Below are 21,458 nucleotides of genomic sequence, written 5' to 3'. Positions count from 1 at the left end.
TCCTTCATGACTAACAAATGCACGTCGTTTTCTTCTTCCCGACTCTGCCCATCTGCTCCACTTTATCGATATATTCGGTTGCAAGCGGCACTTTACAGGCGGTTTGTCCAACGTTTACGTGTACTTTACCGATTTTCTCGGCTACTCTGACCGCTTCCGCGAATAGGGGCGGAACATAGCAGCCTACGGCAATGACGAATGCGTTCATGTTATAGCGGACCCGGTTTCGTTCTTCGTGAATGCCGTCTTCGATCTGCCGCAACAGTACGCTGATCTCCTCCAAATCCAATTGGTCATTAGGCGTGATCGCTAAAAAATTCGCGTAAGTACTCCATCCGCATGTCGCGATTTGCTCATCGGGCGACTGAATCCATTCTCTAGCCAACTCCATGGCATAGGGGCTTTCGGCAGCAATCCAGGCGACTGTATACTCCGCTATCATGTACCAATAAGCATCTCGCGCCCACTCCTGCAGCATTTCTTTTGTTGCCGTCTTCGGGTTTACGGTCAAGCCCGCCAAATACATCGCATCGCTATTTCCCGTTGCGTACAAAGCACGAGCGACATCTTGGTCCTTCTTTACGTCCTTGACCAGCTTCTTCATATCCCCGACTTTAACTCCGAAAAAAGGCTCTTTCGCCCCGTGGCGGAGGAACGTGTTCTTCGTCTGTTCGGATCCCATTTCCTCCAGCTTGCCCATGACTTCTTCCAGCGTAATTGTCATAACCATCTCTCCGTTCAGTTGGATGCGATAACCGCATACTCTAGCTGTTCTATTTATTCTCCCCGCATTTCGCGGTTTCCTCCCGGCTTCCCAATCGAAACGAATTTGCTATACTGTATAGATAGTAAGCAATTAAAGGCGGCGAAGTAAAGCATGAACGATAATGAAGTGATCGTCTACAAGCTCCGACAAATCAAAAATATGCTCTCTGGTTATTTAGTCAGAGTGCTTCCCCAGTATGGGATTACTCCTATTATGATGTATACCATCGAGTTTCTTCGCAGAAATGCCGAAGCCAAAGCGGTTGATGTCGCCAATGAATTCGGACTGACACGCGGCGCGGTTACGCAGTTGCTCGATAAATTAGAGGAGCAAGGTCTCGTTATCCGCAAGCCCCATCCGACTAGCCGTCGAAGCCTGCAAATTCACATCACCAACAAAGGTAACGAGCTCGTCGACGCCATCCTGAATGCATATAATCAAGAAATTGATAAATTAATTAAACCCTACTCTTCAGACGATTTGGCTTTGTTAAGACAGCTATTGGATAAATTACCTCTATGAATCCCATACCGCCTTGGTAGGGATTTTGTTGTTTCTGCATTGACTTATATGTTTAGATAATATACTGTTTAGTAATTAAGCAATTTGTGATGAAAAAGGAGTTGTTATAGGCCATGCAAAAAACCATTTGCATTACCGGCGTTTCGTCGGGTATCGGATTGGCAACGGCGCTTACATTCGCAAGGAACGATTGGATCGTGTATGCCGGAACGCGTGACGTGGTTCGGGATCGAGGGCTATACGGGGAAGAGGCTAATCTTCATTTTATGGAGATGGAAGTCACAAGTCCAGCATCTCTACGCAAAACATTCGAAGAAATCGGCCAATCGCATGATCAGCTTGACGTTCTATTTTGCAATGCGGGATTCGGATATTTGCGAGCTCTAGGCCAAGCGCCGATCGAGGATATTGAGCGTGTGTTCGATACGAATGTATACGGAGTTATGCATACGATTAAGGCAGCACTCCCGCTTCTTCGCAAGTCCGACTCCGGGCATATTATCGCGACTTCCAGCGTGGGCGGATTGGTCGGCCAGCCCTTCAATGAAATTTACTGTGCCAGTAAATTTGCGGTGGAAGGTTTGCTGGAAAGCATGGCTACTTACTATAAACCGCTATTCAACATCGATATTACGTTGCTTGAGCCCGGCGCCATCGCTACGAATTTCAATCAAACCGTACTTAAACATATCGGCAGCACCGGCGGCGTTCTAAACGACGAATATAAACCGTTTCTGGATGCCTATATCGATACTTTCTCCAAGAGAAACTCCGTTCCGCAAACATCAGAATCCGTCGCGGATGTCGTGCTCGACCTCGTCAATAAGGAAGTCAAGCCGTTGCGCCTGCGCACGTCGGAAGCAGGCGAGCGATTCGCTGCCCACAAGGTGTCTGCCGACCCAACCGGACTAGAAGGCGTCTTGAAAACACGCAAGCTGCTTCTGGGTATGTGACAAATATAGATCAGGAGGCTGTCCCTAAGGTCTAAAAAGATCAGCGGGGCAGTCCCGAATCTTTGAAATGTGACCGTATGATACAGAGCATGGCATTGGTTGAACTGTAAATGTCTCCCCTCACTGTTCTACTTCACCCAGTGAGGGGACTACAACAGGCTTTGGGCGTGTAAAATGAGTTTTTGATGGACTGAATCCATCTCTTAACCCGCTGGGAGCGGCTTAAAGTCCGCCGCCTTTACAGGCTAGCTTCCAGAATGCTCAGCACGTCTTCCTTCGACAGCTTCTTGAAGTTGCCGATCGGCCCGAATTGGGTCGCTTCCTCGGCCATTCGATCGAGCTGATCGCCGTTGATGCCGAGCTCACCCAGCGTTGCCGGAGCGCCGATACGCGTAAAATACGCCCGGGTCGCCTCTATGCCCGCTAAAGCAACTTCCTCTTCGCTCTTGCCATTCGCGTCGATATTCCACACCCGCTCCGCGTACTGCACGAACTTACCTACCCGCTCCTTGTACACATACTTCATCCAATTCGGGAAAAGAATCGCAAGTCCCGCGCCGTGGGCGATATCGTAGATCGCGCTAACCTCATGCTCGATCCCGTGCGTCGCCCAATCCGACGTTACGCCGGTCGCCAACGTCCCGTTCAGCGCGTACGTTCCGGCGAGAAGCAGGTTGGCCCGAGCATCGTAGTCGGAGCCGTTCGCCAGCGCTATCTCGCCGTTCTCGATCACCGTCAGCAGGATGGACTCCGCGAACCTTTCTTGCAGCGGGATATCCGTCGTTAGGCTGAAGTATTGCTCGAACACGTGAGACATTATATCAACAATTCCGTTAACCGTCTGATTCACGGGCACCGTATATGTAAGTTTCGGATCTAGGATCGAGAATTTAGGATAGACGAGCTTACTGCCAAACGCCCGCTTCTGCTTCGTCTCCCAATTAGTGATTACGGCGTTGCCGTTCATCTCCGATCCGGTCGCTGCCAAGGTCAATACCGTTCCAAGAGGCAATGCTTTCTGAATAACCGCTTTGAACACCGTAAAATCCCATACGTCACCCTCGTACAAAGCTCCGGCCGCAATGGCCTTAGCCGCATCGATAACGCTGCCTCCTCCGACAGCGAGCACGAATTCGATATTTTCCGCACGGCAGATCTCAATCCCCTGGTTAACCGTAGTTAGTCTCGGGTTCGGTTCTATCCCGGACAATTCGTGGACGGATGCTCCAATGCCCTCAAGTTGAGACAACACGTCCTCGTAAAGGCCTGACCGCTTAATGCTTCCACCGCCATATACAAGTAGGACCCGCGTGCCGTATGGCTTAACCAACTCGCCTAATTGCTGAACCTTATCCGGTCCGAAGACGAGCTTGGTCGGGTTAAATAATTCAAATGCATTCATTTGCTTATTCCTCCTTGATTATTGGTAGAATGTACGTGAGCCTAAGTTCAACTTTGGCACATTGATACTCAAAAAGCAAAATTCAACCTAATGGAGTGTACGCGCATGAGCGAAAACGATTATTCGTGGACTGAAAATATGCTGTTGTTAGACCGCACGAACGACACGGATAATACGGACATCGGCTACCCCTTTGCCTTAGAAGAGCTATTGTGCAAGCAAGCCGGAGAAGGAGGCCCGCCTGTTTGCCACCTCTGGCGCCACCCTCGCGCTTTCGTCATGGGGAGCAGGGACAGCCGATTACCTAAGGCTGCCGATGCGGTGCGCCAGCTGGAGGAAGCCGGTTATGCGGTGCTCGTGCGACATTCGGGAGGTGCGGCGGTGCCACTCGATGCGGGCGTTATTAACCTTTCACTGATCATGCCGATGTCTGAAAAATATGCATTCGGATTCCGCAATGACTTTGAACGGATGTACGCTTTAATAAGCGGGGCTGCAGCTTCGGCATATGGCTACACGGTGAGTAAAGGAGAAGTACAAGGTTCCTATTGCCCGGGGGAATACGACTTACATATCGATGGTTTGAAATTTTGCGGCATTGCGCAGCGCAGGCAAGTACGGGCGATGATTATTCAAGCTTTCGTAATTGTCGAAGGTTCGGCACCGGCTCGCGCCGAGAGGGTTAGAGCTTTCTATGAACGTGCGGGAAATGGGGCGCGGCCCGGTTCATTTCCGATAATCGTTCCCGAGAGCATGCGCAGCCTGCTGGAAAATTCGGTTATCGGCAATGGCGGCGTAGACGCTTTCACGAATGCGGTGATACGGACGTTAAGCGATTTCCAGACGGCCTCTGGAAATGCAGCTTTAACGAATGCCAGGATTCACATGCCGGAGCCCCGTTCCATCATGGAGATGTCCGAGCGTCTCCGGCAGCGTTATCCCGTTCCACGCTAGAAACATAGAAAAAGCGACTGCACAAGCACGTATAACCGTGATCGTGAGCAGTCGCTTTTGCGATAGCGAGCAAACCTCTATGCAGACAATACAGCTTTTTCCCCTTTTTGCAGCTGATACATCTTGTAATAGCGGCCTTCGAGCGCCATTAGCGCATCATGATTGCCCCTCTCGACAATCTCTCCGCGATGCAGCACGAGAATTTGATCGGCTTCCCTGATCGTTGACAGTCTGTGCGCGATAACTAACGTCGTTCGCCCTTCGCTAACAACCTTCAGCGCTTGTTGAATAAGACCCTCGGTCTCGCTGTCGATACTGGCTGTCGCTTCATCCAAGATAAGAATAGCCGGATCGAAAGCAAGCGCCCGGGCGAAGGAAATCAGTTGCCGTTGGCCCGAAGACAGCGTGCTTCCCCGCTCCACCACCTGCTCGTCATAACCGTGCGGAAGCTGTTCGATGAACGTTGCCGCGCCTACGTCTTTCAAAGCTTTTTTCACCCGGTCCAGCGTAATCTCTTCGTTGTATAAGCTCACGTTAAACTTAATATCTCCCGCGAACAGGTAAGGGTCTTGCAGCACGATGCCCATATGCTTGCGCAGAGCTTGCTTGGACATAGAGGAAATGTCCTCGCCATCAATCGTGATTTTGCCTGCGCCCGGTTCATAGAAGCCGAGCAATAAGTTAATAATCGAGCTTTTGCCTGAGCCCGTGTGGCCGACCAGCGCTACCGTCTCGCCCTTGCGAGCTTCGAAGGAAATTCCCTTCAGCACGTTATCGCCTTCATTGTAGGCAAACGTAACGTCGTCGAACTTCACTATGCCTTGCGGACGGCTCACTTGATCGGTTTCCTCGACTTCCTTGCCTTCCATATCCATAATCGCGAATACTTTGTCCGCGGACACGAACGCTCTCTGAGCATTCGTCAGTTGATCGAAAATCCCGATGATCGGGTTAAACACGCGGCCGAGGTAATCGATAAAAGCATAAAACACACCGAACGTAATGCCCGTTTCGAGCAGCGAACCCCGGCCGAAATACCAAATGACCATCGCTGTAACCAAGCTTCCGATCGTACCCACGATATTGCGCGAGGACAAGGAGAACACGCGAAATTGCTTGATTTGGTTGACGTAACGATCGTTGTTAAGCACCTCGAATTCATCCAGAGTAACCGTCTCCCTGCGGAATGCCTGAATAACCGGCATAACGGTGATCGACTCGTTAATCATGGCATTCATATCGCTTAACCGGGCGCGCATGACGGAAATATATTTCTTCGAGTATTTAAGATGAATGTACATGATAAGCACGAACAAAGGAGGCAGCAGCAGACAAAACACGGCGAGTCGCGCATCCAAAATGAACAACGCGATGAAAATACCGGTCAGTTGCACGAAGCTGACGACGAACGTCGCCATGAAGCTCATGAACAAATCCCGAACCGCCTCGGTATCATTGGCAATCCGCGATACAACCTGTCCAATCGGCGTATTGTCGAAGTAACGGAGCGGAATCCGCTGAATATGCTTCATTAGATCCATCCGCATGTTCTTGATGATCCTCAAAGCGGTGGATTGCAAGGTGTAGGCTTGAGTAAAATTGCTAATACCCGCGATTATGATAAGTCCCATATAAAAGGCAAGCAGCGTAAGCACGGGCGTTATCTCGCCCGTTCGGATCGACAGATGCTTATCGATGATGGTCTTAATAATATAAGGCCCGCCAAGCTCCGCTCCTACGGCTAAACAAAGAACGAGCAACGATCCTATAATCCTGAACTTATACCGTAAGGCGTAGTCGAGAAGTCTTCTCGACGTGGATGGTTTGTCGATCATATAAGCCTCCTTTGTAGGATGGGCGAATGCGTTTGTTTATTCTTCCAGGCTGGCTTCCATTTGCTGACGTTCCCATTGTTCCTTATACCAGCCGCCAAGCAGCATAAGCTCGTCGTGCGTGCCTTCTTCCCGAATTCGGCCTTCATCAAGCACGAGAATCCAATTGGCATGGCTAACCGCGGACAGCCGGTGCGTCGTAATCAAGGTTGTTTTGCCCGCGCGTTCCTGACGGATTTGGCGAATGATTCGACTTTCGGTCCGTGCGTCTACGGCCGACAAGGAATCATCTAAGAGCAATATTTCCGAATCTATCAATAACGCGCGCGCAATCGCTAGACGTTGCTTCTGTCCGCCTGACAGCATAACGCCATTCTCGCCGACGATCGTCCCAAGCCCCTCGGGCATCTGGGCGATATCCTGGGTGAAGGAGGCCATCTCTATCGCGCGGGCGATTTCATCCGGAGTGGCATTCGGCTTGCCCAGCGCGATATTGTCGCGAATCGACTTGGACAGCAGAAGATGCTCCTGCGGAACATAAGCGATCCATCGCTTCACTTGGTCCAATTCTATATTCTCTATGGGAATATGAGAGATGAACAACTTTTCCCGCTCGATCGGGTACTGGCGCAGCAATTGCTTAAGCAGCGTGCTTTTCCCGCTTCCCGTCCTGCCGACGATGCCCAAGGTGTGCCCGCGCTCAAGCCGGAAAGAGACTCTGTCCAAGCTTGCATGGTTTGCCGTCGGGTAAGTAAAGGTTAAATCTCTCATCTCGATAACGGTCGGCACTTCGATCCGGACCGGTTCCAACGCATCCTGAATATCCGCTTGTTGGGCAAATGCGGTTTCTACGCGGTCCGCAGAGGCGCTGCCCCGTTGCAGAACGTTGATAAACTCTCCGAAAGAAATCATAGGCCATATGAGCATTCCGAGGTAAATGTTGAATGAAATCAGCTGGCCGAGCGAAATTTCATCTTGGAAAACGAGGTAGGACCCGTAACCGATTCCGATGCTATAGCTCACGCCAACGATAAGCGAGATTAGCGGTTGGAACAGCGCGTTTAAGATAGATACGCGTTTGTTCTTGTCCATAACCTCAGAGGTCATTCGATCGAATGCGTTAAGATCGTGACTTTCCTGCACATACGAACGAATAACGCGAATACCGGAAATCGATTCCAGCACATGATCGTTCATTTTACCGAACGACTCTTGCGCCGCGATAAACCGAGTTCTCACTTTACCGCCTAACTTGCTAATGACCACAACAAGAAGAGGCAAAGGAATTAACGCCGCGATCATTAACTTGGCGCTTATAAATGAAAGCATCATCGCAATGACGACGGAAGCCCCTACCAACGTGTTTACTAATGTCATAACGCCATACCCGGCCGTTTGTCCGATCGCCAGGATGTCATTGGTCGCGAGCGCCATCAGCTGGCCCGTGCTGTTGCGTTGAAAGAATGCCGGCGTCATCTTCGTGAGATGTTTCAGCAGCCGCCCTCTTAACATCATCTCGATCAACGCGGAATTGCCGAATAAGGTCGTAATCCATATGTATACCATCACATATAAGAGCAAAGAGAGGCAGACGAGCAACAGAACGGTTTGGTTTAATGCAGAGGATGTGAGAGTTCCTTTATTCATTAAATCAATCGTGTTCCCAATCATCTTGGGCGGGATCGTGGATAACAAGCTGACAGCGGTCATAAGACAAACGGCTATCGCATAGCTGCCCCACCTATCCTTGAAAAACCATTTCAGCCGAGCGACAAAGGACAATCATTCCACCTCGTTCCAAAAAAATTTACCACCTTATGATAATATCACAGCACATATGTTCGTATCAATCGTGAGGAGTGGAATTGGTTCCCTTTAACCCAGCTGATTCCGCCTACTCCAAATCTAAATATAATTTTATTGCTTTCTTTATTGATTCTCGAATTTCTTCAGATCCAACAAAACCACATTTTACACCAAGTCGTTCTTTGCTTATGGACCGAATTTGATGTGCCATTACAATTGAATCTTTGGATAGTCCTGTTTCATTACTTGTTAACAAAACCTCAATTGGATACACTCGTCTTCCTTGTTTTAAGCTTGTAATGGAGATAATCGTTACTATGGGAAGTACTTCATTAACTTCTTCCGTGGATACGACAAGTACCGGTCTTGTCCCCGTTTGTTCAGATCCCTTGGTTGGATTCAAGTCAGCCCAAAAAATCCCCCATTGATAGGTTACCATTCCGTGTTCCCCTTCTCAGCCTCAGCATCACTTTCTTCAAAAGCCTTCATGTTTTCGTTCAAATCATCCATAAAGAGCGGATCTTTTGCAGCTTTTATCATCTCGCTTTTCAACATTTCCTTTTCAATACGCTTTGAATATTCTTCAAGCGCTTCTTTAACGCCAGCATTAACGGAAGGAATATACTTGTGTTTAACGTATACTTTATATTTGTCAATTAAATCCGGCGGTAGATTAAAGGTTACATTTTTTGCTTTCGACATACAACCACCTCGTTATTGTTATTATATATTGCATATTATTATTGTATCCGAAAAATGTGATCTTATAAATGGTTTGTTGTGCCGGACTGAAAAGCGAATGGCCAATGGGAGAATACGGTGCTAGACGAGGTTCTCGAAGGTACGCCTTGAGGTCGGGTGAAAATCGAAAAGTGATTTCCTGTGGAGAAGTGAATTATACAGCATTCATATCCTGCTGACGCAGTCCATCTTGAATACATTTAAAGCTTGGAGTTAATACTCTAGACAACGTTGGGAATGATGGGTATGCCATAATAGCGGGGGCAGTATACGATAGTGGAATTGATTTATATGGCAGGTATCGTCGGGTGGACCTGGAGCGCTTGGAGATGGGCGGACTGGAGCAGGTTCAGAGAATTCCGGGCAAGTATATACGTGGTCATCATCGGTGACTTCCTATACAATCTTCTGACGAAAAACCATCATCTATGGATGTTCTTATCCCCGACGTTTCATTTTTCGCATCATTTTATACAAGTCCTGATCAGCCTATGCGCGACGCCGTTCGCAATCATGCTCTTTCTGTCGCACTATCCCGAGAAATCGCGACTCAAGCAAGCGCTGTATCTTGCGCTCTGGGCTGGAGTCTTTAGCCTTCACGAATGGATAGTCGTTAAGCTTGGGGTGTTCAAGTACAATGACGGATGGAATATGTGGTGGTCCATTGTCATTAATTGCCTTGCTTTTCCGTTCGTCATTCTGCATCAGAAGAGACCGGCTCTGGCCGTCTTTGTCTTTTTCTTCATCACCTTATTGCTCTGCCTGATCTTCCGGGTGGACGTTATTCACATAAAAGAACCGTAAAAAACGGCAGTGGATATATTTCCGCTGCCGTCTACATTACTATGCCTCCGAACAATGCTCCTTGCAGAAAGCGGCCAATGCTTCCTCCTCTTCGGCCTCCATGTCGAGGTCGAGGTAACGGTCGGTCGATTTCTCGATCAAGTCGTAGGTCACGATGCTGCCCTGCTCCTCATCCACCTTATAAACAACCTTCACGTATATTCCGTTCTCGGAGTAAAGCTCATCGTCCTCTTCGATTTCCAAATCGAGCTTAAATTCGTACCGCTTGCCCGATAAAATCTTAAACGGGTCCTTCACCAGCTCCACGCTGTATTCCGCAATCGTAAGCATGTCCTCATCCTTCCTATACCTCATAACCATTATACACTTATTAAGGTACCTCAATGAAAGAATATAACTCCTTGACCGCTCGGTGACGCGAAACGTTAAAAGACTGCCAATCGTAATCCACTTCCACTAGCTCCGCAAACCTTTTTTTCAAATAGGGCTTCATTTCGGGGTATTCCTCCTTGCTGAACCGAATAAGCAAGGGAATCGAGTCGGTAGAGAGTTCACTTAAGTACCTTGCGTCTATTTTCCCGGTTTCCCTGAAACGCTCGATATTGTTCTCCGCTATAATCCGATCTACTCCCACGTAATTGATTAGCACATATGCGAACAAGCTGATGACGATGAAACACTTCGCAAGAGGAATCGCCTCGCTCCATATCCGCAGCGCCGCGATAACCAGTAAAATTCCGAGATAGATCATAAAAGCATGCACGAGAAAACGGATATACGTGTAGCCGTAAACCTCTTCATACAGAATGAGCCGCATATAGGCCGAGTACAGCATAACGCCTGAGCATCCGACCAATATGTAAAGCAGAATCGCATTTATTTTCCCCAATATACCGGATTCTTTCATGCCGCTATAAACGAGAGTCACCATGAGGATGGCAAAATTAATAACCGTTACGACTACGAGTTCGACGAACCCGCTTCTCGCATACTCCGCATAGGTTTTTCCATCCGGCAACACCCCGTTCCCCGCGCCGAATAAATAAGCAAACTGCACGCACACGAATAGGACATATACAACGTTAACCGATATTAACACGGTGGCTAGAATAATCGGATCGACCTTGAGGCGTTCGCTGCCCGTTTCCCCGTCCTCAGCTTCGACTACCCTTCGACTGTATTTGGGCTTAACGAACCCCCACAGATAACCGAAGAATACGACGCCGAAAATCACTATCCAGATACCACGAGCGATACTTTCGCCTATGGAGAGATGGCTTAACCACTCCGGAAACCCCATCAGCAAACGATTAAAGACACCGTCAGCCGAGGCCAGCAAGTTAATTACGATAGCGAGCAGCGGTACCGCAATGACGAGCCCGATGAGTACTTTGCCAACTGCGCTCTTCTGCCGGTTTCCCATCTTCCTGACGGTCGAGATCTTCAGGATGCGCAGAACCGTGGGAATATGCCGCAGGCTCTGCGGGATAAGATGATCGAGCGCGCTGCCGACTAACCGGATATCCCACCACTCTAATTTCTTCTCACTGCGGATATAGGCGAGATGCGCGAAGATGAGCGACAGGACCACGACGAAATTCAAGGCGTAGAAGATGGGGTTGTTAAACATCGCGTAAGTCATAGTGAGCATCAGAATGATCACGAACAAGAACCACCCAAACCACGGAATGAGACGCAGCCGGTCCTTGATGTCGTGAACCATGTACAAGTAAAACAGCAGCACGAAAATAGGGAAAGACACTCCGAGATCGTTGCCGTAAAACAAATACTGATGGACAAAGGCCAGCACGAACGCACCGATCAGAGCCATAAAGGAGCGCTCTATGGCTGGTTTTCTTCTTAAGTTCAACATAATACCTCCGCTTCCTGACTTTCTAATGCCTATTGTAGATGCTAAAATAGGAAAATAAAGAGAAATAACTCGAGGATATTTTTCCTATTTTACGCTTTGATGGCGGGAGGTTCGTTTCGGTATGAAGCTGCATCAGCAATTCCTTCGGCTCCATTCCCATTATGGAAGTATGCCGTCCGTCGACATGACTTTGGATGAGCTCGCCCAAGTGCTGGAATGTACCCATCGCAATGCGACGAATATTGTCCGTAAGATGAGCGATTGGGGTTGGATATCCTGGGACGCCTACCGTGGGCGAGGACGCCGCTCCCACCTGCGGTTCCTTGTTCAGCCCGAAGAAATCGCGGTACAATCCATGATGCAAGCCATCAACCGGAAGGACATCACGCGCGCAATTGATCAGATTAGAATCCATCGGCAATCCTCTGCCCTGCAAGGGCATCTGCAAGACTGGCTGCTCACGTATTTCGGCCACCACTCCGAGATCAGGAGCGACCGTCAGATCGACACCCTTCGCATTCCGATTCGTCAACAGCTTCACACCGTCGATCCTCTCTATATGAATCTCCTAGCCGAATCCTTTGTGTCCAGCCACGTGTTCGACGGACTTGCACGAAGAACCGATCAGCGCGATGGGATTGTTCCGGGTATCGCCCATGCTTGGGAGGTGGATGCCGCTCGTACGAAGTGGACTTTCCACCTGCGGAAAGAGGTTTTATTCCATCATGGCAAAGTAATGACCGCCGATGATGTCGTCTATACGTTCGAGCGATTGATCCGGTCGTCGCGCAGAACGTTGTACAGCTTTATTTTCAAGCAAATCAAGCTTGTCAGTGCCCTTAGCCCTCTGACCGTGAGCTTTGAGCTGGAAGAGCCTAACGAGTTGTTCCTTCCATTCTTATGCACGAGCCGGGCTGCCATCGTTCCGAAAAATTTGAATCATTTGGGCAGTCAGCGTTTCGGCAAATCACCTGTAGGGACGGGACCGTTCAAGATTACGGAGATGAATGAGGGGATTTGCGTATTGGAGGTGTTCAGTCCTTATTTCCAGGGACGAGCTCATCTCGATCGGGTGGAAATCGTGCACGTTCCGTTGGATAACGAGACCGGATACAACGATAACCTTTCTCCCTTTCATGTCATACCTAACCCTTCCACCGCGGCCAATACCTTAAGCTACATCCACTCGGAGACGACCGTCCGAAAGTTCATTACGTGCAATACCAAAAAGGCCGGACCGTTAAACGATCCGACCGTTCGCGCGCGTTTATTTGCTTGCCTTCGTACGGAGGTGCCTGTGTCTGCAGTAGAGGACGGCGACCGCCCATGCGATCAGCCTACTCAGCTCACTCTCATTCAAATCGCTACGATTCCTCAATACCAACAAGACGCAGATGCCTTGGCCGACAAGCTGGGGAAATCCGGTTATGCGTGCAAAGTCGTATCCGTTTCCCCCGAGGAATTCAAAGGAGCCGTTCGGTTAGAGTCGGACTTGATCTTGTTCTCCTTGCTGCGCGATCAGGACGAGCAACTTCGCCTGTTCGACCTCTATTTGACGATAGCCGAGCACGTCGAGCCCCATACCCGAACCGATATCGAGCTAGCCCTCGCCGCTGCCAAGAAGGAGCCAGATCCCAGAACCCGGGCGATCTATCTCGACAAAATCGAGCAGGTTCTTATCAAAGAGCACCAATTGTACATTCTATCTGAAAAACCTCTGCCCACCGCTTTTCTTCCATCCGTTCGGGGAGTCACCTTTAACTCACAAGGCTGGGTGAATCTTCGCACGATTTGGTTTCCTCCGAAAGAGCACCTTATTTAGGACTCTCATAGGTGTAACTTAACATCTGTTAGTCTGACTTCTCAGCTGTTATCGCTGTTCGGTAACCCAATCGGCTCAGTGAATCCTACCTCGTTTATATCCTCAACTTCCCTTTTACCCGAAATCCCCGTCACTCAGGCGAATCGTCGATCAAGCACCGTTAGGCGAAGTATGCCTTCAAACCCCTTTTGCCCGAAATCCCCGTCGCTCAGGGAAATATTTGAAGCAACGTTTATTGCTATACGAACCAGATTCCCTCCATAGGAATTGTTGCTCAACAAACGATTATCCTCCGTAATCATGAACTAGCTGGCGATGACATGGTTTTGAACGGCTGTTCGAGGAAGGCGATAGGATCGACGGTTCGTCGTTGCAATCAACTCCGGGTATGTTATCGTCGATCGGGTCGCACAATCCTGTAACAAGATTTGACAGATGGCCTCCCCTTTACGGTTATACATATAGCAGTAATGATCCAAATACACCTGCAAATGCTTAGGACCTATGCCCCCGAATTTCCAACCAAGCCACCATCCTGCCGCTCCGCATACGCCGCGCAGTGGATGTCCGAGGATTCGGTTCTCTTTTTTGTCATAGCGACGAGCAATGATCGTCTTTGCCGCAGGGACCACGAATTGCGCGATAAAAGGCGCTACATCTGGCGAGGTCCGCCTGTCCGGAAGCGTCTTCTTGTCGAACCATTTGATTTTAATGTGGGTCTTCTCTCCATCTTCGGCTTCCGAAACGCCGGCCAGCAGCGCTTGCTCCTTCTTCTGCCACTCCCCGCTTGCTAGCGGAATTCGAGGATAAAGTACCGCATCGGTCACTTTGACAAGCCCGCTCAGCAATACCTCTGCCTCCGCCTGAGACATGGCATAGCGTAGCTTGTGGCAGATGAGCCAGGCTGTTTTATAGGTAACGCTAATGATCTGAGAAAGTCGCAAAGCGTTAATGCCATCCGGGCGCGCATGAAGATAGATAGCCTGAAACCACAAACGAAGAGGCGTGCGGGTGCGCTCCATAACGGTACCGGAGGTCAAGGAAGGCTGGGCTTTACAAGCGCGGCATTCATAGAGGGGGAGACGACGCGTATGGATGAGATAAGCTTGCGAGTGCCCGCAGCGTGGGCAGCGGAAACCGTCCGGCCATTTCGCCGCGAACAAAGCGGAAATGCAGTCGGCCTCTGTGGCATACAGGTCGCAGAAAGCTTCGAAAGAAACATTTTCCATCACGCACACCCCTATCACGAACGTTTGTTCCTATCTAAATTTTACCAAACATACGTTCGTACTGCAAGCGATATTTCAAGTTTTATCCATAAATTAATCAGTCCTGAGCGAGCGGGATTTCGGGTAAAATAATCAGTCCTGAGCGAGCGGGATTTCGGGCAAAAGGTTGGTTGGGGGCACTAGGAGCGTGATGAATCACTTAAACTTTCTTAACTGTCAAATAAACGGCGGTAAACGTTTGTATCGAGCGATCAGATGAGTATAGAGACATTCAATTTTATACTTTATGATCGTCCCAAAAAAACACTGACCGAATGCGGTCAGCGTTCTTTGGTTCAGCAACCCTAACTAAATGTTTTGCGATGCTCCTGCTCATACAGCTCCGGCCGGCGGTCGTAGAAAGGAGCTACCGTGCCGCGTTCGCGGTTCTCGCGAAGCTTGTGGAAATCGACTTCCGCGATCACCGTCATATCATCGCCCAGTTCCCCGACTATCAGTATACCGTCCGCGGCAAAAGGAGTATCGCATGGCGTGAACACACCTGCTTGGCTGTACCCTTGGTCAACCTGAGGACGATCCTCCGATAGAGAGCCGACCAATCCGCTCAACACGACGAAGAGCTGATTCTCGATCGCTCTAGCCTGACAGCAATGCCGCACGCGATAATAACCATGAGTGCTATCGGTGTAGGACGGACAAAGTATCAATTCCGCCCCCCTAAGGGCCGCAACCCTGGCTAGCTCAGGAAATTCGATATCGTAACAGGTCAGTATAGCCATGTTGCCCCACTCGGTCTCGAAAACATTCAGCTCATCCCCTGCCGCTAAAGGCCAGCGGATCTGCTCCTCCGGCGTCAGATGCAGCTTGCTTTGCGTCTCGATCCGGCCATCGGGGAAGAAGAGGAACGCCTTGTTTACGTACTCGTGGTCTTTCTCAGCCTTGCAAATATGCGTTCCAGCAAGGATGGCAATATTCCATTCCCTGCTCTGCCGTTGGAAAAACTGCACGTATTGCTCTGTACGATGATCGAGAAAATGGCACGCTTCATCATGGAGCATCGTATGTTCAAGGCTAAGCAGATGCGCGGTCACATATTCGGGAAAAACGATAATCGCCGCCCCCTTCTCGGATGCATCGCGAATCTTCGCCGTGATTCCCGTCCAAAATTGCTCTTCCGATTGAATATCGGTAAGTCCGTATTGTGTCGTTGCGATCGTAAGATTTTTCATATGAACCAATGTCTGCACCTCTGTCTAGTTATGAACGTATTTGTAGCGAATAAATATCGGTGCGGCGATCTCTGAACGTCAATGCGTCCGTGGACTTACGATACCGCTGCAACGTTTCCATATCCACTTCCACCATGATAACCGTTTCCGTGTTCTCGCTGCATTCGCCCGCAATTCCATCTCGCGAGAACGAGAAGTCCGCCGGCGTATAGATGCCCGATTGGGCGTACTGAATATCTACGTTGTCTACGTGGGTCAGATTCCCTACGGTGCCGGCTGTGACCGTAAACACTTGATTCTCGATGGCCCTTGCTTGCGCGCAATACTTGACCCGAAGGAATGTTTGCCTATCCTCCGCGCAGAAGGGCACGAAGATGATCTGCGCTCCTTCTTCCGCGACGATACGGGAAATTTCCGGATACTCGATATCGCTGCTGAGCTGGATTGAAATTTTGCCGCAGTCCGTATCGAACACTTGCAGCTTGGAGCCGCCATTGATGCCCCACCACTTGCGCTCGTTCGGGGAAATATGGAGCTTGTACTGCTGCTCGATCGAGCCGTCCCGACGGAACAAATGCGCCACATTGTAGATGCGGTTATTATTTTCCACGAAGTGAGATCCGCCTACGATATTCACGTTATATTTGACCGCTAATTCCGAGAAAAGTTCCACGTAATTCGTCGTGAACGTGCTTAATTTCCGAATCGCCAAGCTCGGAGAGCGTTCATCCAGAAAAGAAAGCAGCTGCATCCTGAAATTTTCCGGAAATACGGCGAAATCCGATTTGTAGTCCGACGCGACGTCAACGTAATGCTCGCATTGCGTGGCGAATTCCTCGAAGGAGTCGATCTTCTTCATCATATACTGAATGACGCAGATGCGGACGGGAAAAGACATTTTATAATGAGTTTTATTGATGTTCGGTTTGTATTCGATATTATTCCATTCTAGCAGAGCCGCATAGTTCTTGGAATCCGCATCGTCGGACAAATAATTGGTTATAATCCGCTTCAGGGTGAACCCGTTCATCATCTGGAAAGTAAGGACGGGGTCGTAAATGTTCTGCTGCAGCACTTCCTCGGCATAGTCTCTGGGTGACATTTTGTCGCTATAATGGTGATAACCCGGAATGCGTCCCCCTACGATAATACTCTTCAGGTTGAGTTTCTCCGCCAAGCGCTTGCGCGCCTCATACAATCGTCTACCGATCTTCATGCGACGGAAGTCTGGGTGGACCATGACCTCCATCCCGTAAAGGCTCTCTCCGCGTCGGTTATGATTCCGGATGTAACCCTTGTCCGTAATTTCCGAATACGTATGCTGCTCCAGGTAATCGTCGAAGTTAACGATCAGGCTCGAACAAGAGCCAATAATCTCGCCATCCAGCTCGACGCAGATTTGTCCCTCGGGAAATATTCGAATGTGGCTCTCTAGTTGATCCTTTGTCCAAGGGTGCATATTGGGGAAGCAAATGTTTTGCAGCTCGATGATTTTATCGAAGTCTTCTCGTTCAATATTACGGATGATGATTTTCTTCTCGAATTGGGAGATTTGGTCAGTTGTCATAAAGACTCCTTTTTGTGGACGTTTATCTATATTGTACCCAATAAGAATATTAACCATATTATTGGACTGTTGACGCTATGTAAAAGAAAGTTGACCATCTCAGGAGCCGATTCAAGCAGCTCTGGCCAAAAAATCAGCACTACCTAGTGGCAGTGCTGATTCGCTAACTATTCAGTTACTACTCCGGCTTTCGAAATCAATAACGACCATCTGATGGCATTCCAGCTTCGGAACGACATAATCGATTTTCTGGCCATTTTGTTGATAAGGAATCGGAGTCATCTGCGGAGCCAAATACACCTGTTTCGCCATATCCTGAACGATTATACTCACCGAGATATCATACACCGGTAATATATCCTCAATAATCTCAACATTCTCTCCCCGTTTAACCGGAGAAGCGTAGAGCAAATGGTTAACGATTCTTCCTTGCGCTTGCTGCTCCTGAAGGGTAACAATACCCTGCGCAGGAAGGTTGGTCGTTAGCGTCTTGTCCGGCAGCAGCCGATTTAGAGCATACACCGCCGTTTCCTTAAGCGACAAACTTCCTTTAACGGCGTAATCCTCAAAAAGGTTCCACGCGATATAAATGCCCTTGTCGCTCTCGACCATACCAGGGCCGCCGTCATTCATGCTGCTTGGCGTATGTTGGTGCGAGCAGAACGTGAATACGTCGCGGTTAAAATACGGATCCTCGCGCCGTCCGATCTCCGTTCCCCCATTCAAAGCAACCTTCTGGCCTTTCGCGTACATGATGAAAGAGGAGTCGCCTAAGTTGGCCAACGAAAACGCTGGGCGGAAATAATCCGGCTGATAAGGATTTTCCATGATGCGCTTAACGCCTAGATTGATGACAAATTCATTCCCCGTCGGATCCAATCCGGATTTGCCCGTCGCCAGCACTTTCCCGCCTTGATTGAAGAAATCGTCCAGCTTAGCTTTCAATTGATCGGAGATAACGATCTGGTCCGGCAAAACCAATACTTTGTACGCTTTGAAATCGACATCCAGATCGACGACATCAAATAAGAATTTGCCTTCCAGCAGCATCCGCACCGCTCCCGCATCGGCTCTGCCGGTAAACATAGAGCTATCCGCGCTGCCTACTCCGGCTGCCTCAGCCGTCAATAAAGCAACATCCGCGATGTTAACCGTATCCGTAATCCAAGCCTCTTTCTGCTCCACTTCCGAGTAAGCCGCACCGATCAGCTCATAAGTGCCTCGATCCATCAAGCCTTCGGGGTGCAACTGATCTCCGATCGAACAACGCGCCCCGTTCGCCAGGCTTAATGCCGTTTCATAACGCAAAGCGTTCGGATGTTTGTATCCGCCGAACTCTCCCCAGAACGTATGGAATTTGCCGGTCATCCCCAGAAAATCCATGCCGAGCAATTGAGCATAACGGGCCGACAGCGGAAAATGGTCGTAACCCCAACCGCCGGTCGGCAACGACTCCAACTCCAGGTGAGAGTTCATTGCCGCCAAATCCCTGCGCCCTTGGGAAATGTGTCCCGCATTATGGAAGATCGGCATATCCGGTTTGATGGCATGAACCGCTTCTTTAATCCGGCGCGTATAGTTGGCATAAATTCGTTCACCTTGAGCGACCACGTCGCTCTTGTTGCGAGGATCTTTCCCTTCTGCTCTCAGATCAGCCACGCAAGTATGACAATAACAAGTACGTACCCCTACGATATCCAGGAAAATGCCGTCGCCGTCATATTTCCGCACGGCTTCCTCTACTTGGCTAACCATCAGATCAAGATAAGGCGAATTCAGGCAAAATTGATGCCAGCCCGCCGTCATAAACCCTTTAACCCAGTTCGTCTGGTCGTTCTCGTCCCGCATCAACCACTCCGGGTGGTGCCGCGCCAACTTCTCGTCAAACCCTACCGATAGATACACCGGAGTTTTTACGCCAATCTCATGAGCGGCTTCAATCTGTGCCCCGAGCAAATCGAAATCGAGGTGGGGATGCATCTCGTTCGTTTCCGAAGGAAAATAAGCCCAACCATGATGGCATTTGGCGAATATCGTAATCGAATCGACGTGCCCTGCCTTCAGCATTTCTTGAAACTGCGACTTGGAAAACCGCTTGCCGATATCCTTGATCATTTCGGACGTATGGAAGTCCAAGTGTATTTGTCTAAACCGCATCCTCAATCTCTCTCCCTTCAACGTTCCCTAACACTTTACTATGCTTTCACGGCGCCCGAGCTCAGACCGCCTTCGACTTTTTCTTGGAACAGCAAATATACGACAACCGTTGGAATGATCGTTAGCATAATACTCGCGAAAGTAGGTCCCATCTGGGCCGATCCCCGTTCTCCGACGAACGACATCAAGGCCATCGAGATGTTGTACATATCCCTGTCCGTGATCAGAATGACGTTCCATAGGAGGTCATTGTAGATGCTGAAAAACGCCAGAATTCCGGCAGTCGAAATCGCGGGCATCGCCAATGGAGCCAATATTTGAAACAGAAACCGGAATGGACCGCAACCATCCATTAATGCGGATTCGTCGATTTCCTTGTGAATGCCTTTCATAAATCCGGTAATCAAGAAAATCGCCAGAGGCAATTCGAATACGCCGTAAAGAACCATCATCACGAAGTAGTTATTAAAGCCGCTAATGCTGCCGATCATTCGCGAAATCGGAATGACCAAGGAGAACACCGGGATCATCAAACCAAGAATAAAATAAATATATACGAATCCGTTTATTTTCAAATTAAATCTCGAGAGCACATACGATGCCATAGTACCTAAAAAAAGCGTCACTACCGTACCGGCAATCGCATATAAAAACGAGTTTAGAACGGCGTAATGGATATGCGCATCGGTAAACGCCATTTTGAAGTTGCTCCAAAGCCATACGTCGGGCAAAGCGAATATTTTACTGCTGTAGATACCCGTGTTGTCCTTAAAGGAGGATAACAAGGAAAAAACGAGCGGATATATTAATACCAAGGAACATATCGCCGAGAAACTGTAGACGCCCAACCTTCTAATGCTTGTCATTTGCTGTATCACCTGCCGATCTCGATTATCTTGCGTCACGGGTGTTCATCAACTGATTTAAGAGGACGGTCGATAGCAAAGCCGCAACGATAATAAATGTTCCTATACTGTTCCCTACTCCGAAATTGTTGTATTTAAATGACTCGTAATACAGCAATGTCGTAGGTACATCCGTCGCCCCGTTCGGACCGCCGTTCGTCATAACGAAAATTTGCCCGAATACCCTCAGTGACTGCGTCACAGCCAAGATCGAGAAAATTTTGATCGTTTCCTGCATCAAGGGTATCGTAATGTATTTAAGTTTCTTAAAGCCGGTCGCTCCGTCCAATGACGCCGCCTCGTAAAGATCTTCCGGAATGGCGACAAGTCCGCTGGCGAAAATAATCATGTTCAATCCGCAATAAATCCACGCGTTTACGATGACGACCACGTAGATGGCTATGGCCGGTTCCCCGAGCCAATCCCTCGTTAACGAGCTCATGCCCAGCGCGGAGATCACGGCGTTAACAAGTCCTCCGTCTCCCTTCAACAGAAACTGCCACATTAAGCCGACAGCGGTGAGCGGAAGAATGGACGGCATGAAAAAAGCCACTTTGAAAAACCGTTTGCCTTTCAACTTGCTCGTAATAATGAGAGCAAAGGTGAACGCAATGGGCAAAATCAAGACAAACGAAGCAAGGATAAATACGCCGATGTTTTTCAAGGAGCGATAAAACTCCGGCTTATGAAACATCTCGTTGTAGTTTTGCCAGCCGACGAACTCCAAAGGTACGCTCTTTATGCCATTCCAAGTAAAAAAAGACATGTACGCGGTCTGAAACATAGGAACGACGTATACGAGCGTGTACAAAAAAAATGCAGGCAGCAAGAAGGCAGCCGCAATCAAATAAGGTCTTCTCTTCGCCACATGAATCCCTCCATTAGAACCCGAATCC

At 49.1% G+C, this 21,458-nt stretch carries 19 protein-coding genes; 5 read left to right on the top strand and 14 right to left on the bottom strand.

Going from position 1 to position 21,458, the window contains the following annotated elements:
* Positions 1-10 precede the first annotated feature (10 nt).
* Positions 11-718, bottom strand: coding sequence for a DNA alkylation repair protein (locus tag K7P76_RS09850; protein ID WP_232185374.1), 708 nt, complete (start codon positions 716-718; stop codon positions 11-13).
* Between the two features lie 159 nt (positions 719-877).
* Between K7P76_RS09850 and K7P76_RS09845 the strand changes: the two genes are divergently transcribed.
* Both K7P76_RS09845 and K7P76_RS09840 read left to right on the top strand, forming a co-directional pair.
* Positions 878-1,288: a MarR family winged helix-turn-helix transcriptional regulator gene (locus K7P76_RS09845; RefSeq protein ID WP_232185124.1), complete on the top strand. Its 411-nt coding sequence runs from the start codon at positions 878-880 to the stop codon at positions 1,286-1,288.
* A 113-nt stretch (positions 1,289-1,401) separates the two neighbouring features.
* Positions 1,402-2,241 carry an SDR family oxidoreductase gene (locus K7P76_RS09840; protein ID WP_232185123.1) on the top strand — a complete coding sequence of 280 codons (840 nt, stop codon included), beginning with the start codon at positions 1,402-1,404 and terminating at the stop codon, positions 2,239-2,241.
* Positions 2,242-2,479: 238 nt separating this feature from the next.
* Here K7P76_RS09840 and K7P76_RS09835 read toward each other — a convergent pair whose 3' ends face one another.
* On the bottom strand, positions 2,480-3,643 hold the full coding sequence (locus K7P76_RS09835) for an iron-containing alcohol dehydrogenase (RefSeq protein ID WP_232185122.1): 1,164 nt from the start codon (positions 3,641-3,643) through the stop codon (positions 2,480-2,482).
* A gap of 105 nt (positions 3,644-3,748) precedes the next feature.
* Here K7P76_RS09835 and K7P76_RS09830 point away from each other — a divergent pair, with 105 nt between their 5' ends.
* Entirely contained in the window at positions 3,749-4,597 is an 849-nt protein-coding gene (locus K7P76_RS09830; RefSeq protein ID WP_232185121.1) for a lipoate--protein ligase family protein, read from the top strand.
* 77 nt (positions 4,598-4,674) lie between these two features.
* On the opposite strand, the gene K7P76_RS09825 is transcribed toward K7P76_RS09830, so the two are convergent.
* The 4 genes from K7P76_RS09825 to K7P76_RS09810 form a co-directional block, all read right to left on the bottom strand.
* Positions 4,675-6,432 carry an ABC transporter ATP-binding protein gene (locus K7P76_RS09825; RefSeq protein WP_232185120.1) on the bottom strand — a complete coding sequence of 586 codons (1,758 nt, stop codon included), beginning with the start codon at positions 6,430-6,432 and terminating at the stop codon, positions 4,675-4,677.
* Between the two features lie 36 nt (positions 6,433-6,468).
* Complete coding sequence (locus K7P76_RS09820) at positions 6,469-8,211, bottom strand: ABC transporter ATP-binding protein (RefSeq protein ID WP_232185119.1); 1,743 nt, start codon at positions 8,209-8,211, stop codon at positions 6,469-6,471.
* 112 nt (positions 8,212-8,323) lie between these two features.
* Positions 8,324-8,674, bottom strand: a complete 351-nt coding sequence (locus tag K7P76_RS09815) for a type II toxin-antitoxin system PemK/MazF family toxin (protein ID WP_232185118.1) — start codon at positions 8,672-8,674, stop codon at positions 8,324-8,326.
* On the bottom strand, positions 8,668-8,937 hold the full coding sequence (locus tag K7P76_RS09810; protein ID WP_232185117.1) for a hypothetical protein: 270 nt from the start codon (positions 8,935-8,937) through the stop codon (positions 8,668-8,670). Before K7P76_RS09810 ends, K7P76_RS09815 begins: the two co-directional genes overlap by 7 nt.
* A gap of 315 nt (positions 8,938-9,252) precedes the next feature.
* Between K7P76_RS09810 and K7P76_RS09805 the strand changes: the two genes are divergently transcribed.
* Entirely contained in the window at positions 9,253-9,780 is a 528-nt protein-coding gene (locus K7P76_RS09805) for a CBO0543 family protein (protein ID WP_232185116.1), read from the top strand.
* Between the two features lie 39 nt (positions 9,781-9,819).
* Here the strand turns inward: K7P76_RS09805 and K7P76_RS09800 are convergent, their stop codons facing one another.
* Together K7P76_RS09800 and K7P76_RS09795 are read right to left on the bottom strand one after the other, a co-directional pair.
* Positions 9,820-10,110 (bottom strand): DUF6509 family protein, encoded by a 291-nt coding sequence (locus K7P76_RS09800; protein WP_232185115.1) that lies wholly within the window; start codon positions 10,108-10,110, stop codon positions 9,820-9,822.
* A 40-nt stretch (positions 10,111-10,150) separates the two neighbouring features.
* Positions 10,151-11,653: a DUF4153 domain-containing protein gene (locus tag K7P76_RS09795; protein ID WP_232185114.1), complete on the bottom strand. Its 1,503-nt coding sequence runs from the start codon at positions 11,651-11,653 to the stop codon at positions 10,151-10,153.
* Positions 11,654-11,774: 121 nt separating this feature from the next.
* Between K7P76_RS09795 and K7P76_RS09790 the strand changes: the two genes are divergently transcribed.
* A complete protein-coding gene (locus tag K7P76_RS09790) occupies positions 11,775-13,475 on the top strand; it encodes an ABC transporter substrate-binding protein (RefSeq protein WP_232185113.1) in 1,701 nt (566 codons plus the stop codon).
* Positions 13,476-13,780: 305 nt separating this feature from the next.
* Here K7P76_RS09790 and K7P76_RS09785 read toward each other — a convergent pair whose 3' ends face one another.
* The 6 genes from K7P76_RS09785 to K7P76_RS09760 form a co-directional block, all read right to left on the bottom strand.
* Entirely contained in the window at positions 13,781-14,704 is a 924-nt protein-coding gene (locus tag K7P76_RS09785; protein WP_232185112.1) for a transposase, read from the bottom strand.
* A 344-nt stretch (positions 14,705-15,048) separates the two neighbouring features.
* Positions 15,049-15,933 (bottom strand): carbon-nitrogen hydrolase family protein, encoded by an 885-nt coding sequence (locus tag K7P76_RS09780; protein WP_232185373.1) that lies wholly within the window; start codon positions 15,931-15,933, stop codon positions 15,049-15,051.
* Between the two features lie 28 nt (positions 15,934-15,961).
* Positions 15,962-17,500, bottom strand: coding sequence for a bifunctional GNAT family N-acetyltransferase/carbon-nitrogen hydrolase family protein (locus K7P76_RS09775; RefSeq protein WP_232185111.1), 1,539 nt, complete (start codon positions 17,498-17,500; stop codon positions 15,962-15,964).
* A gap of 171 nt (positions 17,501-17,671) precedes the next feature.
* On the bottom strand, positions 17,672-19,657 hold the full coding sequence (locus K7P76_RS09770) for an alpha-amylase family protein (RefSeq protein WP_232185110.1): 1,986 nt from the start codon (positions 19,655-19,657) through the stop codon (positions 17,672-17,674).
* A gap of 38 nt (positions 19,658-19,695) precedes the next feature.
* Complete coding sequence (locus tag K7P76_RS09765; RefSeq protein WP_232185109.1) at positions 19,696-20,523, bottom strand: carbohydrate ABC transporter permease; 828 nt, start codon at positions 20,521-20,523, stop codon at positions 19,696-19,698.
* Positions 20,524-20,548: 25 nt separating this feature from the next.
* Positions 20,549-21,430 (bottom strand): carbohydrate ABC transporter permease, encoded by an 882-nt coding sequence (locus tag K7P76_RS09760; RefSeq protein ID WP_232185108.1) that lies wholly within the window; start codon positions 21,428-21,430, stop codon positions 20,549-20,551.
* Positions 21,431-21,458: the final 28 nt, after the last annotated feature.

The sequence above is a fragment of the Cohnella silvisoli genome (assembly GCF_021190915.1).
GTDB lineage: Bacteria > Bacillota > Bacilli > Paenibacillales > Paenibacillaceae > Cohnella > Cohnella silvisoli.
This window is presented reverse-complemented; position numbering and strand designations above follow the sequence as displayed.

Excerpts from the sequence above, each read along its gene's own strand:
- K7P76_RS09845 (WP_232185124.1), top strand. The coding sequence starts at position 878 with ATGAACGATAATGAAGTGATCGTCTACAAGCTCCGACAAATCAAAAAT.
- K7P76_RS09840 (WP_232185123.1), top strand. The coding sequence starts at position 1,402 with ATGCAAAAAACCATTTGCATTACCGGCGTTTCGTCGGGTATCGGATTG.
- K7P76_RS09835 (WP_232185122.1), bottom strand. The coding sequence starts at position 3,643 with ATGAATGCATTTGAATTATTTAACCCGACCAAGCTCGTCTTCGGACCG.
- K7P76_RS09830 (WP_232185121.1), top strand. The coding sequence starts at position 3,749 with ATGAGCGAAAACGATTATTCGTGGACTGAAAATATGCTGTTGTTAGAC.
- K7P76_RS09825 (WP_232185120.1), bottom strand. The coding sequence starts at position 6,432 with ATGATCGACAAACCATCCACGTCGAGAAGACTTCTCGACTACGCCTTA.
- K7P76_RS09815 (WP_232185118.1), bottom strand. The coding sequence starts at position 8,674 with ATGGTAACCTATCAATGGGGGATTTTTTGGGCTGACTTGAATCCAACC.
- K7P76_RS09810 (WP_232185117.1), bottom strand. The coding sequence starts at position 8,937 with ATGTCGAAAGCAAAAAATGTAACCTTTAATCTACCGCCGGATTTAATT.
- K7P76_RS09800 (WP_232185115.1), bottom strand. The coding sequence starts at position 10,110 with ATGCTTACGATTGCGGAATACAGCGTGGAGCTGGTGAAGGACCCGTTT.
- K7P76_RS09795 (WP_232185114.1), bottom strand. The coding sequence starts at position 11,653 with ATGTTGAACTTAAGAAGAAAACCAGCCATAGAGCGCTCCTTTATGGCT.
- K7P76_RS09790 (WP_232185113.1), top strand. The coding sequence starts at position 11,775 with ATGAAGCTGCATCAGCAATTCCTTCGGCTCCATTCCCATTATGGAAGT.
- K7P76_RS09785 (WP_232185112.1), bottom strand. The coding sequence starts at position 14,704 with ATGGAAAATGTTTCTTTCGAAGCTTTCTGCGACCTGTATGCCACAGAG.
- K7P76_RS09780 (WP_232185373.1), bottom strand. The coding sequence starts at position 15,933 with ATGAAAAATCTTACGATCGCAACGACACAATACGGACTTACCGATATT.
- K7P76_RS09775 (WP_232185111.1), bottom strand. The coding sequence starts at position 17,500 with ATGACAACTGACCAAATCTCCCAATTCGAGAAGAAAATCATCATCCGT.
- K7P76_RS09770 (WP_232185110.1), bottom strand. The coding sequence starts at position 19,657 with ATGCGGTTTAGACAAATACACTTGGACTTCCATACGTCCGAAATGATC.
- K7P76_RS09765 (WP_232185109.1), bottom strand. The coding sequence starts at position 20,523 with ATGACAAGCATTAGAAGGTTGGGCGTCTACAGTTTCTCGGCGATATGT.